Below are 15,334 nucleotides of genomic sequence, written 5' to 3' on the forward strand. Positions count from 1 at the left end.
CTGTCCCGGTTTATCCTATCCGCATGAAGCTGTACAACTACTTCCGCTCCTCGGCGTCGTTTCGTGTGCGCATCGCGCTGGAGCTGAAAGGGCTCGCCTACGACTACGTGCCGGTCCATCTGGCCAAGGGCGAGCACCGTCAGCCGGCCTACGCCGCACTGGCCGCCGACGGCCTGGTGCCGCTGCTGGAACTGGCCGATGGCACGCGCTTGTCGCAGTCCATGGCCATCATCGAATACCTCGACGAGACCCATCCGGCTCCGGCGCTGCTGCCAGCCGATCCGGTGGCGCGCGCCCGGGTGCGGGCGCTGGCCCAGACGGTGGCTTGCGAAATCCACCCCCTCAACAACCTGCGCGTACTCAAGTACCTGGTGGGGGTGCTCAAGGTGGAGGACGAAGCCAAGAACACCTGGTACCGGCATTGGGTGCGCACCGGCCTGGAGGCGTTCGAGCGCCAACTGGCCCAGGGGCCGTCCGCGCCGTTCTGCCATGGCGAGACGCCCACGCTGGCCGACTGCTGCCTGGTGCCGCAGATCTTCAACGCCCGCCGTTTCGATAGCCCGCTGGACGGGCTGCCGCTGACCATGGCGGTATTCGAAGCCTGCATGGCTTTGCCGGCTTTCCAGAAAGCCCAGCCTTCGGCCTGCCCGGACGCGGAAGCCTGATGGCCGGTTCCGATATGGCCGCTGGTCGGGCCTGGACCGGCATCGGTATCGTGCCGGACTGGCCGGCGCCAGCCAATGTGCATTCACTGTTCACGACGCGCGAAGGCGGGGCTTCGGCAGCACCCTTCGACAGTTTCAATCTCGGCGACCATGTGCGCGACGAGCCGCTGGCCGTGCAGGCCAATCGCCAGGCGCTGGCGGCCAGGCTGGGGGCACGTCCGGTGTTCCTGCAGCAGGTGCACGGCGATGGCGTGGTCCGGCTCGGGGCAGGCACCCCCGATGGCATGCAGGCCGATGCCTGTGTGGCGACGGAGGCCGGCATCGTCTGCACCATCATGGTGGCCGATTGCCTGCCCGTGCTGTTCACCGATGTGCGCGGGGCCGTCGTGGCCGCGGCGCACGCGGGCTGGCGCGGGCTGGCCGGTACCGACGGCCAGGGCGTGCTGGAGGCCACCGTGGCCACGTTGACCGAGGCCGGAGCCCGTGCCGACGAGCTGCTGGCTTGGCTGGGGCCGTGCATCGGGCCTGCGCAGTTCGAGGTGGGGCCGGAGGTGCGGGCCGCCTTCGTGGCGGCCGGTGCCGCAGCCCACGCGGCGTTCGTGCCTTCGGCGCGCGAAGGCAAGTTCCTGGCCGATCTGCCGGTGCTGGCCCGGCAGCGCCTGCGGGCCTTGGGGGTCACGCGCCTCTATGGCAACGATGGCACCGACCCCTGGTGCACCGTGTCACAGGCTTCGCGGTTCTTCTCGCACCGGCGTGACGCTGCCCGGCTCGGCAGCACCGGCCGCATGGCCGCCTGCATCGGGTTGGCCTGAACGGGCTTCGTGCGCTTCGGGACCTCCGGCTTCTGGCATGGCGCTTGCTGCCTGTCTGGCCTGTTCCTCAGCCGCTTCGCGGGCCCGGATGGCCCGTTTGCGGTGGGGGGTGTTCATCAGGTAAACCACCAGTCCCAGCGGGAGCAAACCGTAAAGAAAAAAGGTGACAATGGCTCCGAGCACACTCCCGGTGGTGTTCGATGCTTCGGCCACTGCCATCATCAAAACCACATAGAGCCAACCGATCACGACGAGATACACATCACCACCTGCACAACGGGGAGAAAAACCGTCAGCTTGCTGGAAGCTGCGGCGCCCACACTGGGGAAAACCCGGAATCTTTCCCAGCGGGAAACGATCATAAGGCGCAGGCCTTGCACGGAGACAACGCATGAACACATCAGGGAAATCCTCTCACCAGCCGTGGCTCGACGCGGCACAGCAGTTCCAGCAGGGTTTGCTGAACCAGTGGCAGCAATGGGCCCAGGGTGGCCAGGGTGCGGGCGCAACGCCCGGGGCGTCGGGGGCTGATCCGCTGGCGATGTTCCGCGCCTTCATGCCCTCGGGCAACGGCCAGGCCAACCCGTTCGGCATGCCGCTGGGCGGGATGGGCATGCCGGCCATGGGTGACCTGTTTCAGCAGGTGGCGGGCCAGTCGGTACGGTTCGATCCGGCCCGGTTGCTGGAAATCCAGAACAGTTATCTGCAAGAGGTGGCGCTGCTCTGGAACCAGGGGCTGGACGCCAAGCCCCAGGGCGACCGCCGCTTCGCCAGCGATGCCTGGGCCAGCAACCCGGTCGCGGCGTATTCCGCCGCCGTCTACCTGCTGAATGCCCGCACGCTGATGGCGCTGGCCGAAGCGGTGGAAGGGGACGGCAAGACCAAAGCCCGGGTGCGCTTTGCGGTGCAGCAGTGGATCGACGCGAGCGCGCCGAGCAACTTCCTGGCGTTCAATGCCGAAGCGCAGAAGAAGGCGCTGGAGACCCAGGGTGAAAGCATCGCCAAGGGCGTGGCCAACCTGCTGCACGACCTCAAGCAGGGGCACGTGTCGATGACCGACGAAAGCGTGTTCGAGGTCGGCAAGAACGTGGCCACCACCGAAGGGGTGGTGGTGTTCGAAAACGAGCTGTTTCAGCTCATCGAATACAAACCGCTGACGGCCAAGGTGCACGAGCGGCCGTTCCTGCTGGTGCCGCCCTGCATCAACAAGTTCTACATCCTCGACCTGCAGCCCGACAACTCCTTCATCCGTTATGCGGTGGAGCAGGGGCACCGCACCTTCGTGGTGAGCTGGCGCAACCCGGACGAATCGCTGGCGCACAAGACCTGGGATGACTACATCGAAGACGCGGTCATGCGCGCCATTGCCGTGGTGCAGGACATCGCTGGTGCCGAGACCATCAACGCGCTGGGCTTCTGTGTCGGCGGCACCATGCTGGGCACCGCCCTGGCCGTGCTGGCAGCGCGTGGCGAACAGCCGGTGGAAAGCGCCACCTTCCTGACCACGCTGCTCGACTTCAGCGACACCGGCGTGCTCGACCTCTTCATCGACGAGAACTTCGTCAAGTTCCGCGAAGTGCAGTTCGCCCAGGGCGGCCTGATGCCCGGGCGCGACCTCGCCACCACCTTCAGCTTCCTGCGCCCGAACGACCTGGTCTGGAACTACGTGGTGGGCAACTACCTCAAGGGCGAGACCCCGCCGCCGTTCGACCTGCTGTACTGGAACAGCGACAGCACCAACCTGCCGGGCCCCTGGTACGCGTGGTACCTGCGCAACCTGTATCTGGAAAACCGGTACACGAAGCCGGGCACGGCCACCGTCTGCGGCGAGAAGATCGATTTCCGCCAGGTCAAGCTGCCGGTCTACATCTACGGTTCGCGCGAAGACCACATCGTGCCCATTGGCGGCGCCTACGGCAGCACGCAGCTGCTGCCGGGCAAGAAACGTTTCGTCATGGGCGCTTCGGGCCACATTGCCGGGGTGATCAACCCGGCGGCCAAGGGCAAACGCAGCCACTGGATCGGACCGGCGGGCAAATTCCCGGCGAAGGTCAGCGAGTGGATCGCCACCGCCACCGAACACCCGGGCAGTTGGTGGGGCGACTGGGCCGCCTGGCTCAAGGGCCACGCCGGCAAACAGATTGCCGCCCCCAAGACTTGCGGCAAGGGCAAGACCTACGCGGCCATCGAACCCGCACCTGGGCGTTACGTCCAGGCCAAAGCACAGTGAAGCCACGCTTGGCGCACTGAGCGGCTGCTCTGTCCGGGTTTCGACCTCGACAGGAACGCTCCGGCGGACCGGTGAAGCCGGTCCCGCGGGGCCCCGGACAGCCGGTAGGCCGCTCACCTCCCCCTTCATCGACCCTCAAGGAGCCACACCATGGAAGACATCGTCATCGTTTCCGCCGCCCGCACCGCCGTCGGCAAATTCGGCGGCTCGCTGGCCAAGACGCCGGCCACCGAACTGGGCAGTACCGTCATCAAGGCGCTGTTGGCGCGCTCAGGCTTGCCGGCCGACGCCATCGGCGAGGTGATCATGGGCCAGGTGCTGGCCGCGGGTGTGGGCCAGAACCCGGCCCGCCAAGCCATGATGAAAGCAGGCCTGGCCAAGGAAACCCCGGCGCTGACCATCAACGCCGTCTGCGGCTCGGGCCTGAAGGCCGTGATGCTGGCGGCCCAGGCCGTGGCCTGGGGCGACAGCGAGATCGTGATCGCCGGCGGCCAGGAAAACATGAGTGCCAGCCCGCACGTGCTCAACGGCAGCCGCGATGGCCAGCGCATGGGCGACTGGAAGATGGTCGACACCATGATCGTTGACGGCCTGTGGGACGTCTACAACCAGTACCACATGGGCATCACGGCCGAGAACGTGGCCAAGGCCCACGGCATCACGCGCGAGATGCAGGACGCGCTGGCGCTGGGCAGCCAGCAGAAGGCCGCTGCCGCACAGGACGCCGGCAGGTTCAAGGACGAGATCGTCGACGTGCTGATTCCGCAGCGCAAGGGCGACCCGCTGGTGTTCAACACCGATGAGTTCATCAACAAGAAGACCAGCGCCGAAGCCCTGGCGGGCCTGCGCCCCGCTTTCGACAAGGCCGGCTCGGTGACGGCCGGCAACGCTTCCGGCATCAATGACGGTGCTGCCGGCGTGGTGGTGATGAGCGCCAAGAAAGCCGCCGCCCTGGGCCTGACGCCGCTGGCCCGCATCGCCGCGTTCGGCACCAGCGGTCTGGACCCGGCCACCATGGGCATGGGCCCCGTGCCGGCCACGCAGAAAGCCCTGGCCCGCGCGGGCTGGAAGGCGGCGGACGTGGACCTGTTCGAGCTCAATGAAGCTTTCGCTGCCCAGGCCTGTGCGGTCAACAAGGTGCTGGACATCGACCCGGCCAAGGTCAACGTCAACGGTGGCGCCATCGCCATCGGCCACCCCATCGGCGCATCCGGTTGCCGCATTCTGGTGACGCTGCTGCACGAGATGCAGCGCAGCGGTGCCAAGAAGGGCGTGGCCGCGTTGTGTATTGGTGGCGGCATGGGGGTTTCCCTTGCTGTCGAGCGCTGAGTTCACGGTTACAGTGATTTGAGGCGGCCTTTCTCAGAAAGCCGCCACACGCCGATTCAACGCTACCCATTTCATAGCAATCGGTCCGAGAGGGCCACAGAGGAGCACACACCATGAGTGAGAAGATCGCATACGTCACGGGAGGCATGGGAGGCATCGGCACCGCCATTTGCCAGCGCCTGCATCAGGAGGGCTTCAAGGTCATCGCCGGCTGCGGCCCGACGCGCGATGCCCAGAAGTGGCTGGACGAGCAGAAAGCGCTCGGCTTCACCTTCTACGCCTCGGTCGGCAATGTGGCCGAGTGGAATTCCACGGTCGAGGCTTTTGCCAAGGCCAAGGCCGAACACGGCCCCATCGACGTGCTGGTGAACAACGCCGGCATCACGCGCGACCGCATGTTTCTGAAAATGTCCAAGGAGGACTGGGATGCGGTGATGAGCACCAACCTCGACTCCATGTTCAACGTGACCAAGCAGGTCGTGCCCGACATGGTGGAAAAGGGCTGGGGCCGCATCGTCAACATCAGCTCGGTCAACGGCGAGAAGGGCCAGGCCGGTCAGACCAACTACTCGGCGGCCAAGGCCGGTATGCACGGCTTCACGATGGCCCTGGCGCAGGAACTGGCCACCAAGGGCGTGACGGTCAACACCGTGAGCCCCGGCTACATCGGCACCGACATGGTCAAGGCCATCCGGCCCGACGTGCTGGAAAAGATCGTGGCCACGGTGCCGGTCAAGCGCCTGGGTGAACCGCGTGAAATCGCCTCCATCATTGCCTGGCTCGCCAGCGAGGAGGGCGGTTATTCCACCGGCGCCGATTTCTCCGTCAACGGCGGTCTGCACATGGGTTGAGGCCCGCAGGCATCGGTCCCAAAGCCCCGCTTCGGCGGGGCTTTTTTGTGCGCTTATCGGCCGCCGGGTACCGGTGGCGACGCCGAGCCGGTTTGCTGGGCGGGCTGACCGGGCAGGGTGAAATAGATGGTGGCGCCCACATCCACCTGCCCCTGCGCCCAGATGCGGCCACCGTGCCGCAGCACGATACGTCGTACGGTGGCCAGGCCGATACCGTCGCCCGGGAATTCGCGGGCCGAATGCAGCCGCGTGAAGGGCTGGAAGAGCTGGTTGGCGCGGGCCATGTCGAAGCCGGCGCCGTTGTCGCGCACATGGAACACCGTCGTGCCATCGTCCTGCGTGACAGCGCCGACTTCGATGCGGGCCGGATCGCGTCCGGCGCTGTACTTCACCGCGTTGTTGATCAGGTTCTGCAGCACGCTGCGCACCAGGTGTTCGTCGGCCCAGGCACTCATGTCGGGGGCGACCTCCCACTGCAGATGGCGCTCCTTCTGGTCGACGGCGAACGCCATGCAGATGTCCCGCGCCATGCCCGACAGATCGAGCCAGGTGCGCTGCACCGGCATTTCGCCGATGCGGGAGAGGTTGAGCAGGCTCTCCACCATGTGAGCGAGCTGATGGGCCGATTTGCGCGCGCGTTCGAGCAGGTCGCGGGCACCGGGCTGCAGACAGGAGCCCGCTTCTTCCAGCGCGAGTGCCATATAGGCTTCCACCGCCCGCAAGGGCGCACGCAGGTCGTGCGAGACGGTGTAGTTGAAGCGGCGCAGCTCTTCGGCCGCATCGTGCAGTTCGCGTGTGCGCTCTTCCACCCGGTGTTCCAGCTGTTCGTTGAGCACGCGCAGCGCCTGCTCGGTCTCGATATGGCGGGTGACGTCGCGCGAGATCCAGAGCACCCGGTCGGGCGCCGGCCGGGTGCTGGGCTCGGGGGGCTCGTCGACGGGCACGACCGCCTCGATGGGGGCGACGCGGGCTTCGAACCAGCGCAGACGGCCCTGCATGTCCGCGACCTGGGTCGAGAGGGATTGCACGCCGCGCGATTCCAGTGCCGCGCTGATCGTGGCGACGATGCGCTCGGCCATTGCGGGTGCACGGTGGGCGCTGACCGGGTCTCCCACCGGAATGGGGGGTGGGCGATCGGGCAGGGCGGAGTGCCCCAGGTTTTCGAGCACCACGCCGTGGGCATCCAGGATGTAGGCCGGATCCGGCACGGCGTCGGCGTAAGCCCGCAGCCGCGCTTCGCTGGCGTGGAGACGGTCGAAGGCGCTGCGCACCCGGGCCCACATCCAGAACATGGCGAGCACGGCGGCGGCCATGAGTACACCGGTGGCGGTGATGGCCAGCAGATCGAGCCGTTGCTGGATGGTCAGCTCCTTGCGCAATTGCGCCAGTACCGCCTGTTCCAGGCGGTAGGCCACCTGGTGGATCTGCATGAGATCGCGCTGAAGGCCCAGCAGCGAGCCGGCGGTCATGGTCAGGCCATCGGCATGCACGGTCTGCAAGCGTGCAGCCCCGTCGCGCAGCTGCAGGGCCAGACCGCGGGCTTCTCCTTCCAACTGGCGGCTTCGGGGCATGCCCGCCAGACCGCCTTCGCCGTCGAGCAGGCGTTGTGCCGCGCCCGCGACGCTGCGCATGAGGTGGGGCACCTCGCAGATTTCGGCCTGGTTGTCGGTGTGGCAGTCGTTGTGGCCGGTGGGAAGTTGCTGCTTGGCCCGCTCGAGCGCCTGCGAGGTCAGGCGTTCCATCATCACGAGTTCCTGCATGGGTGCCACGCCGCTGTCGAGCACCCGCTGGGACGAGGTGACGGCCATCACCAGCATCAGCAGCATGACGCCTCCGAACGCCAGCACCATGAACACGGCGGTGCGGAATGGGCGGGCCAGTTGCTGGTGGCTCAGACCGGTGATTTCGACCGGGGCCATGTCAGGGGGCTCCCTGGGCAGAGGGGGGCAGTTCGTCGATCGAAAAACCGAAGCGCTCGACCAACTGGCGGTGTTCCTGTGTGCCGAGGAATCGCGCCAACTGCTGGTTCATGGCGTCGCGCAGGTCGGTGTCGTCAAGCCGGAAGGCAAACGCGGGCAGTCCCGGCGGTGCGTCGACCAGGGTCCGCACCTCCAGCGCCTCGCCCGGATGCTGCGCCACCAGATGGCGGGCGGTGACGGCCGAGATGGCGAACGCGTCGACGGTGCTTTCCTGAACGGCCTGCAGCGCCCGCTGGGCGCCGGGGATGCTCACGATCCGTTGCGGGCCTACCCCGGCGCCGCGCAGCAGCTCGTTTTCCGCCGCGTCGTGGATCGTGGCCAACTGCAGCGGCGCGGGATCGCGCAGGGATTCCAGCGTTGGCCGCAGAGGCAGCCGGCGTTCTCCCTGCCGCACCACGAGGGCAGCGCGTACACGTGCGGTCGGTAGGGAAAACACAGCCAGCTTCTGCCGGGCGGGGGTGATGAAGAGGCCGGAGGCGATGGCGTCGATGCGGCCCAGCTGGAGCTCGGGCAGCAGTTGCGCAAAATCGAGGCGGACCCAGTCGATGCGCTGGATGCCCATGCGCCGGGCCAGCAGGCGAAAGGTCTCAGGGGCTTCACCGGTCACCTCGCCATCGGCGTCGTAGAACGCATAGGGGGCTTCCGGGGCAAAACCCACGCGCAGCGAGCCGCCCTGTCGGACGTGTTCGGCCGTGCCGGGCGGGTGCGCGGCCATCACCCGCCACAGTGCCAGCAGCGTGAGCACCGTGATGAGCATCATGGCTGTACCCAGTAGCCGCTGATGAGGCTTCAACCGCATCCTCCTTGTTCAGACTCGCAATATAAGACGAGAACGCCGCTGTGAGAATCGGTATCTTTTGTCACCACCTGTGGTCGTTGCCCGAGGCCTGATCACCGGGAATTCGGCCATTTCTCGGTCAACCTGAGGGTGGCTGGGATAATTCTGCCCATGTCACCGCCTTCTCCCCCAGCAGAACACCCCACGGCATTTCCGGCGCCCGAGCGTTGGCGGCTGTCGGTCGCGCCCATGATGGGCTGGACCGATCGCCACTGTCGCTACCTGCACCGCCTGCTCAGCCGCCGCACGCTGCTCTACACGGAGATGCTGACCACGGGCGCACTCATCCACGGCAACGCGGCGCAGCATCTGCAGTTCAATCCCGAAGAGCACCCGGTGGCCTTGCAGTTGGGTGGCAGCGAGCCGTCCGATCTGGCCCGTTGCGCGGTGATGGGGCAGGAGCGCGGCTACGACGAAATCAACCTCAACTGTGGCTGCCCGAGTGAGCGTGTGCTGCGTGGTGCCTTCGGTGCCTGCCTGATGAACGAGGCGCCGCTGGTGGCCGACTGCGTCAAGGCCATGGTGGATGCGGTGGACATCCCGGTCACGGTCAAACACCGCATCGGGATCGACAAAATCGAGAGCTACGACTTCGCGGCGGACTTCGTGGGGACCGTGGCCGAGGCCGGTTGCCGCGTCTTCATCGTGCACGCGCGCAATGCCTGGCTCAAGGGGCTGAGTCCCAAGGAGAACCGGGAAATTCCCCCGTTGCGCTACGACATCGTCTACCGACTCAAGCGCGAATTTCCGCATCTGACGATAGCCATCAATGGCGGTGTCCGGACCAGCGACGAGATTGCCGAACATCTGAAGCACGTGGACGGCGTGATGGTTGGGCGCGAGGCCTATCACAACCCCTGGCTGATGATCGATTGGGACGAGCGCTTCTATGGTGAAGCCCCCGGTGTGCAGGACCGTGAAGCGGTGGAGGCCGCCATGGTGGCCTACATGGAGCGTGCCCATGCGGCCGACGGGGCACCCTGGTATTCGGTGGCCAGCCACATGCTGGGCCTGCGCAATGGCCTGCGTGGTGCGCGCAAGTGGCGCCAGGTGTGGAGCGACCACCGCCTCAAACCCCAACCGCCGCGTGCGGTCTGGGCCCTGGCCCAGACGCATGGGGTTCGGGATGCGGACGATCTGGCGCAGGCCACCGCGGCCTGATTGCTTTTGTTTTTGGAAGGACACCTCAAGATGAACCGAATGACCTGGCGTGCCCTGGCGCTGTCGGCCGGCCTGGCGGGCCTGGCGGCGCTGCCGGTGCAGGCCCAGAACGCCGTGCTGGACGCCGCTGCCAAAGAACCCGGTGCGGTGGTGACCGCGTCGGGTCTGGTTTTCCGCGCGCTGCAGGAGGGCCAAGGGGCCAGTCCGTCGGCGACCGACACCGTGCGCGTGCATTACCGTGGCCTGTTTCCCGATGGGCGCGAGTTCGACAGCTCATACACCCGGGGCGCGCCGGCTTCGTTCCCGCTCAATCGCGTGATTCCCTGCTGGACCGAAGGCCTGCAGCGCATGAAGGTGGGGGGCAAGGCCCGCCTCACCTGCCCCAGCCAGATCGCCTATGGCGAGCGCGGGGCCGGGGGCGTCATCCCGCCTCACGCCACGTTGCTGTTCGACGTGGAATTGCTGGGCGTCGGCGGGCGCTGACGGCTCTTGGGCGGCCGGGCGGCCGGCTCAGAGCCCGATGGCTTGCAGGCTGACCAGCCCGCCTTGCACCGGCGGGCACCAGAAGTAAGCGCCGGTGCGGGGTTCGGTGAAGCTGTAGAGCGCGTCGACGATGCCGTCTTCAGCGCCCGACATGCGCCGGAGTTGGGCTTCGAAGGCGTCGAAGCTGTGGCCGAAGGCGGTGAACACCAGGCCGCCCTGGTTGCTCTCTGCCCAGGGCATGGAGCGGCGCAGCACGAAGGCTTCGGGATCAAAGCTCTCCTGAGCGGTGCGCTTGACGTGGGCGGAGGCCGGCGCGTCGTCGATCTCTTCGTTGGAGTCGCGCTCCCGTCCGATGGTCAGATCCTGCTGCTGGCGGGGCATGGCCTCGAAGCGGCTCATGTGGTGGTGCCAGCGTTGCACGGCCACAAAGCTGCTGCCGGCGAGGGCGCCGGCCCCTTCGGGCAGCAAGGCGGCGGTTTCGGCTTCGGCACCCTCCGGGTTTTCCGTGCCATCTTCATAGCCGGTCAGATCGCGACCGTGGGCGTGACGGAAGGCGTCGGTGATGTCCTGCACGTCGAATGCCGGCGCGAGCAGGGTTTCCAGGTGGCGGCTGGCGATGAGCAGATCGCCCCGGTCCTCGCCCCGCAGCCAGAGCCACAGGTCGGCCGGGGTGGCCGGCAGCTTGGTGCGGGCGCCTTCGATGCCCGCAAAGCAGCGCAGGCCGGGCACCTCTGCGCCAATCTCCCGCACCAGCGACGCCCCCAGGCCCACCACCGTGTGGCGGCCATCGGCTTGCGAGGCCAGACGGCGCAGGACCGTGCGCGGATCGGCGCCGACGCGCAACTGGCAGGTCAGGTAGCGGCCGTGCGCGGGGATGTTCTCAAGAATGCCGGGCTGGGCGCGGTCGGAAACGGGCATGCAGGGGCTCCGAGGTGCTGGTGGGCGGGGACTTTATCAGGCTCGCCGCGTTGCGCCCGCTCGGGGGGCGGCGTTCAGGTCGCGGCTTCCAGCCCGTGCTGGAAGTGTTCCTGCATGCGCTGCATGGTCAGCGGGGCGTTGCCGGCCAGCAGGGCGGCCATGATGGCGCGGTGCTCGGCGAGCGATTCGTCGATGCGGCCACTCTTGAACAGCGAGTTGTGGCGGTTGAGTTTCATGACCTTGCGCAAATCGGTCACCATCTGCTGCCGCCAGCGGTTGTCGGCCAGCTCCAGCACGCGCATGTGGAAGCGCTCGTTGATGGCGAAGAAGCGGTCCCGGTCGCCGGCCGCCGCTTCCAGCTCGGCGTGCAAGGCCTGCAGTGCCTCCAGCGCAGCCGGCTCGGCCCGGCTGGCCACGACACCGGCCGCGTCGGATTCCAGCAGGGCCAGCAGGTGGTAGACGTCGGCCAGGTCCTTTTCGGACACTTCGGTCACGTAGGCTCCGCGCCGGACCTTCATGGTGACCAGGCCTTCGGCCGCCAGCACTTTCAGTGCTTCCCGCAGGGGCGTCCGGCTGATGCCGTATTCCTCGGCAATCTTGAGTTCGTCGATCCAGCTGCCCGGCTCGAGCTCGCGCCGGAAGATGCGCTGCCGAAGGCGTTCGGCCACTTCTTCGTACAAGGCGCGGGGTGCGAGGGAGGCGTCGGTCATGCGGTGATCGGCGTGTCGGAGCCCCGTAGGGCAGGCAGGGACGGGCGATTGTAAAGCGTCAGGTCAAGGCAATATTTTGCATCAATAATTATGAATGACGTAAAATAGACCGGTTATGGTGTGGGCGTCACAGCGCCCGGCCGACGGCCGGCAAGCCGGCTTTTTTCCAACGACGCCACCGAAGTCTTTGCGAGCGCCCATGAGTTCCCAACACCCCGAATTCACCCCCGCCACCCTTGAAGCCTGGACGAAAGCGGCCCAGAAGTCCGCGCCGGGGGGCGATCTGGACGCGCTCAACTGGGTCACACCCGACGGCATCACCGTCAAGCCGCTGTACACCGCCGAAGACACGAAAGACCTGCCTTACGCCAACACGCTGCCCGGTCTGGAGCCTTTCATCCGCGGCCCGCAGGCCACCATGTACGCGGTGCGGCCGTGGACGATCCGGCAGTACGCGGGCTTTTCCACCGCCGAAGAATCCAACGCTTTCTACCGCAAGGCGCTGGCCGCCGGGGGCCAGGGCGTGTCGGTGGCGTTCGACCTTGCCACCCACCGCGGTTACGACAGCGACCACCCGCGTGTGACGGGCGACGTCGGCAAGGCCGGCGTGGCCATCGACAGCGTCGAAGACATGAAGATCCTGTTCGACGGCATTCCGCTGGAGAAGGTGTCGGTCTCCATGACCATGAACGGTGCGGTGCTGCCCATTCTGGCCGGCTACGTGGTGGCGGCCGAGGAGCAGGGCGTTTCCCAGGACCAACTGAGCGGGACCATCCAGAACGACATCCTCAAGGAGTTCATGGTCCGCAACACCTACATCTATCCGCCCGAGCCGTCGATGAAGATCATCGGCGACATCATCGAGTACACGGCGCAGAACATGCCCAAGTTCAACTCGATCTCAATCTCGGGCTACCACATGCAGGAAGCGGGCGCCAACCAGGCGCTGGAGATGGCCTTCACGCTGGCCGATGGCAAGGAGTACGTGAAGACCGCCATCGCCAAGGGCATGGACGTGGACGCCTTCGCTGGCCGCCTGAGCTTCTTCTGGGCGGTGGGCATGAACTTCTATCTGGAGATCGCCAAGATGCGCGCCGCGCGCCTCTTGTGGACCCGGATCATGAAGGGCTTCGGCCCGAAGAACCCCAAGAGCCTGATGCTGCGCACGCACAGCCAGACCAGCGGCTGGAGCCTGACCGAGCAAGACCCGTACAACAACGTGGTGCGCACCACCATCGAGGCCATGGCGGCGGTGTTCGGCGGCACGCAATCGCTGCACACCAACGCGCTGGACGAAGCCATCGCGCTGCCCACGGAATTCAGTGCCCGCGTTGCGCGCAACACGCAGCTCATCATCCAGGAAGAGACGCACATCACCAGCGTGGTCGACCCCTGGGCCGGCAGCTACATGATGGAAACGCTGACCCAGCAGATGGCTGACGAGGCCTGGAAGATCATCGAAGAGGTCGACGCCATGGGCGGCATGACCAAGGCGGTGGACAGCGGCTGGGCCAAGCTCAAGATCGAGGCGGCGGCGGCCGAGAAGCAGGCGCGCATCGACTCGGGCAAGGACGTGATCGTCGGCGTCAACAAGTACAAGCTCGCCAAGGAAGACCCGGTCGAGATTCTGGAGGTGGACAATGTGAAGGTGCGCGAAAGCCAGATCGCGCGCCTGCAGCAGATCAAGGCCACGCGCGACGGCGCGGCCGTGCAGGCCGCGCTGGACGCGCTGACCGCAGCCGCCGAGAGCGGCCAGGGCAATCTGCTGGATCTGGCGATCAAGGCCATCCGACTGCGCGCCACGGTGGGCGAGGTGTCCGATGCGCTGGAAAAGATCTTCGGGCGCCACCGCGCCGACACACAAAAGGTGACCGGGGTGTACGCAGCCGCTTACGACAGCGCCGAGGGCTGGGAACAGCTCAAGCAAGAAATCGCCGACTTCGCCACCGCACAGGGCCGCCGCCCGCGGGTGATGATCGCCAAGCTCGGCCAGGACGGCCATGACCGTGGCGCCAAGGTGGTGGCCACGGCTTTTGCCGACCTGGGTTTTGACGTCGACATGGGCCCGCTGTTCCAGACACCCGAAGAATGTGCCCGCCAGGCGATCGAAAACGATGTGCACGCCGTGGGTGTGTCCACCCTGGCCGCCGGGCACAAGACCCTGGTGCCGGCCATCATCGCCGAGCTGAAGAGGCAGGGCGCCGACGACATCATCGTGTTCGTGGGCGGCGTGGTGCCGCGCCAGGACTACGACTACCTCTACGAAGCGGGCGTCAAGGGCGTTTACGGCCCGGGCACGCCGATTCCGGCCAGCGCCAAGGACGTGCTGGAGCAGATCAAAAAGGCCGTGGCTTGACCCCAGAGCAGATTCTGGCGGGCATCGTCCAGGGGACGTCTGCTGCCCAGCGCCGCGCCATGGCCAAGGCCATCACGCTGCTGGAGTCCACCCGCGCCGACCACCGCACGCAGGCCGATGCGCTGCTGACCGCGCTGCTGCCGCACACCGGCCGGTCGCTGCGGCTGGGCATCAGCGGCGTGCCGGGCGTGGGCAAGAGTACCTTCATCGAAGCGCTGGGCCTGCACCTGATCGCGCAGGGCCACCGCGTGGCGGTGCTTGCCATCGATCCTTCGTCGTCGGTGTCGGGAGGCTCCATCCTCGGCGACAAGACGCGCATGGAACACCTGTCGGTGCACGAGAGTGCCTACATCCGCCCCAGCCCGAGCAGCGGCACGCTGGGCGGCGTGGCCGAAAAAACGCGCGAGGCCATGCTGGTCTGCGAGGCTGCCGGCTATGACGTGGTGATCGTAGAAACCGTGGGCGTGGGCCAGAGTGAAACCGCCGTGCACGGCATGACCGACATGTTCTGCCTGCTGCAACTGCCCAACGCGGGCGACGACCTGCAGGCGATCAAGAAGGGCGTGATGGAGCTGGCCGATCTGGTGGTCATCAACAAGGCCGACATCGACCCCGACGCCGCCACCCGTGCGCGCGCGCAGATCACCTCGTCGCTGCGGCTGCTGGGCATGCACGGCAATCCGGAGCATGGCAGCGCATTCTGGCAACCGCAGGTCATCCAGATGAGCGCTCTGCATGGGCAGGGCGTGGACAGCTTCTGGGCCGCCGTGAGCCAGTACCGCGATCTTCAGACCGCCAACGGCCGCCTCGGTGTGCGCCGCCAGCAGCAGGCCCGCGCCTGGATGTGGGAGCGCATCGACGCCGGCCTCAAACAACGCTTTCGCGAGCACCCGAAGGTGCGCGAGGCGCTCGAATCGACAGGCCGCGCCGTCATCGAAGGCCGGCTGCCGGCGTCGACCGCCGCCCGCCAATTGCTCGAACTGTTCGACTAGATCCCCGATT

At 66.8% G+C, this 15,334-nt stretch carries 14 protein-coding genes; 9 read left to right on the plus strand and 5 right to left on the minus strand.

From position 1 onward, the window contains the following. Window positions 1–23: 23 nt before the first annotated feature. Window positions 24–665 (plus strand): maleylacetoacetate isomerase, encoded by a 642-nt coding sequence (maiA, locus tag QQK43_RS08490; RefSeq protein WP_284307414.1) that lies wholly within the window; start codon window positions 24–26, stop codon window positions 663–665. Further along, a complete protein-coding gene (gene pgeF, locus QQK43_RS08495; RefSeq protein WP_284307415.1) occupies window positions 665–1,477 on the plus strand; it encodes a peptidoglycan editing factor PgeF in 813 nt (270 codons plus the stop codon). Before maiA ends, pgeF begins: the two co-directional genes overlap by 1 nt. Here the strand turns inward: pgeF and QQK43_RS08500 are convergent. Next, window positions 1,388–1,738, minus strand: a complete 351-nt coding sequence (locus QQK43_RS08500; protein ID WP_284307474.1) for a hypothetical protein — start codon at window positions 1,736–1,738, stop codon at window positions 1,388–1,390. The two genes, pgeF and QQK43_RS08500, sit on opposite strands and share 90 nt — an antisense overlap. 130 nt (window positions 1,739–1,868) lie before the next feature. Between QQK43_RS08500 and QQK43_RS08505 the strand changes: the two genes are divergently transcribed. The 3 genes from QQK43_RS08505 to phbB all read left to right on the plus strand — a co-directional run bounded on the left by QQK43_RS08505 (window position 1,869) and on the right by phbB (window position 5,887). Further along, on the plus strand, window positions 1,869–3,707 hold the full coding sequence (locus tag QQK43_RS08505; protein ID WP_284307416.1) for a PHA/PHB synthase family protein: 1,839 nt from the start codon (window positions 1,869–1,871) through the stop codon (window positions 3,705–3,707). Between the two features lie 150 nt (window positions 3,708–3,857). Beyond that, window positions 3,858–5,036 carry an acetyl-CoA C-acetyltransferase gene (locus QQK43_RS08510; RefSeq protein ID WP_284307417.1) on the plus strand — a complete coding sequence of 393 codons (1,179 nt, stop codon included), beginning with the start codon at window positions 3,858–3,860 and terminating at the stop codon, window positions 5,034–5,036. Between the two features lie 113 nt (window positions 5,037–5,149). Continuing rightward, a complete protein-coding gene (gene phbB / locus QQK43_RS08515) occupies window positions 5,150–5,887 on the plus strand; it encodes an acetoacetyl-CoA reductase (RefSeq protein ID WP_284307418.1) in 738 nt (245 codons plus the stop codon). A gap of 53 nt (window positions 5,888–5,940) precedes the next feature. On the opposite strand, the gene QQK43_RS08520 is transcribed toward phbB, so the two are convergent. Both QQK43_RS08520 and QQK43_RS08525 read right to left on the minus strand, forming a co-directional pair. Then, window positions 5,941–7,806 carry a sensor histidine kinase gene (locus QQK43_RS08520; protein WP_284307419.1) on the minus strand — a complete coding sequence of 622 codons (1,866 nt, stop codon included), beginning with the start codon at window positions 7,804–7,806 and terminating at the stop codon, window positions 5,941–5,943. Between the two features lies 1 nt (window position 7,807). Beyond that, a complete protein-coding gene (locus QQK43_RS08525) occupies window positions 7,808–8,626 on the minus strand; it encodes a transporter substrate-binding domain-containing protein (RefSeq protein WP_234265992.1) in 819 nt (272 codons plus the stop codon). Between the two features lie 189 nt (window positions 8,627–8,815). Between QQK43_RS08525 and dusA the strand changes: the two genes are divergently transcribed. Further along, window positions 8,816–9,865 (plus strand): tRNA dihydrouridine(20/20a) synthase DusA, encoded by a 1,050-nt coding sequence (gene dusA, locus QQK43_RS08530; RefSeq protein WP_284307420.1) that lies wholly within the window; start codon window positions 8,816–8,818, stop codon window positions 9,863–9,865. A 30-nt stretch (window positions 9,866–9,895) separates the two neighbouring features. Beyond that, entirely contained in the window at window positions 9,896–10,348 is a 453-nt protein-coding gene (locus QQK43_RS08535; protein WP_284307421.1) for an FKBP-type peptidyl-prolyl cis-trans isomerase, read from the plus strand. 27 nt (window positions 10,349–10,375) lie between these two features. On the opposite strand, the gene QQK43_RS08540 is transcribed toward QQK43_RS08535, so the two are convergent. After that, a complete protein-coding gene (locus tag QQK43_RS08540; protein ID WP_284307422.1) occupies window positions 10,376–11,266 on the minus strand; it encodes a Dyp-type peroxidase in 891 nt (296 codons plus the stop codon). 74 nt (window positions 11,267–11,340) lie between these two features. Further along, complete coding sequence (locus QQK43_RS08545; RefSeq protein ID WP_284307423.1) at window positions 11,341–11,976, minus strand: GntR family transcriptional regulator; 636 nt, start codon at window positions 11,974–11,976, stop codon at window positions 11,341–11,343. Window positions 11,977–12,175: 199 nt separating this feature from the next. Between QQK43_RS08545 and scpA the strand changes: the two genes are divergently transcribed. Together scpA and meaB are read left to right on the plus strand one after the other, a co-directional pair. Beyond that, window positions 12,176–14,332 carry a methylmalonyl-CoA mutase gene (gene scpA / locus QQK43_RS08550; RefSeq protein WP_284307424.1) on the plus strand — a complete coding sequence of 719 codons (2,157 nt, stop codon included), beginning with the start codon at window positions 12,176–12,178 and terminating at the stop codon, window positions 14,330–14,332. Continuing rightward, window positions 14,329–15,324: a methylmalonyl Co-A mutase-associated GTPase MeaB gene (gene meaB, locus QQK43_RS08555; RefSeq protein WP_234265986.1), complete on the plus strand. Its 996-nt coding sequence runs from the start codon at window positions 14,329–14,331 to the stop codon at window positions 15,322–15,324. Before scpA ends, meaB begins: the two co-directional genes overlap by 4 nt. Window positions 15,325–15,334 lie beyond the last annotated feature (10 nt).

The sequence above is a fragment of the Hydrogenophaga electricum genome, assembly GCF_030160815.1.
Classification (GTDB): Bacteria; Pseudomonadota; Gammaproteobacteria; order Burkholderiales; family Burkholderiaceae_C; genus Hydrogenophaga; species Hydrogenophaga electricum.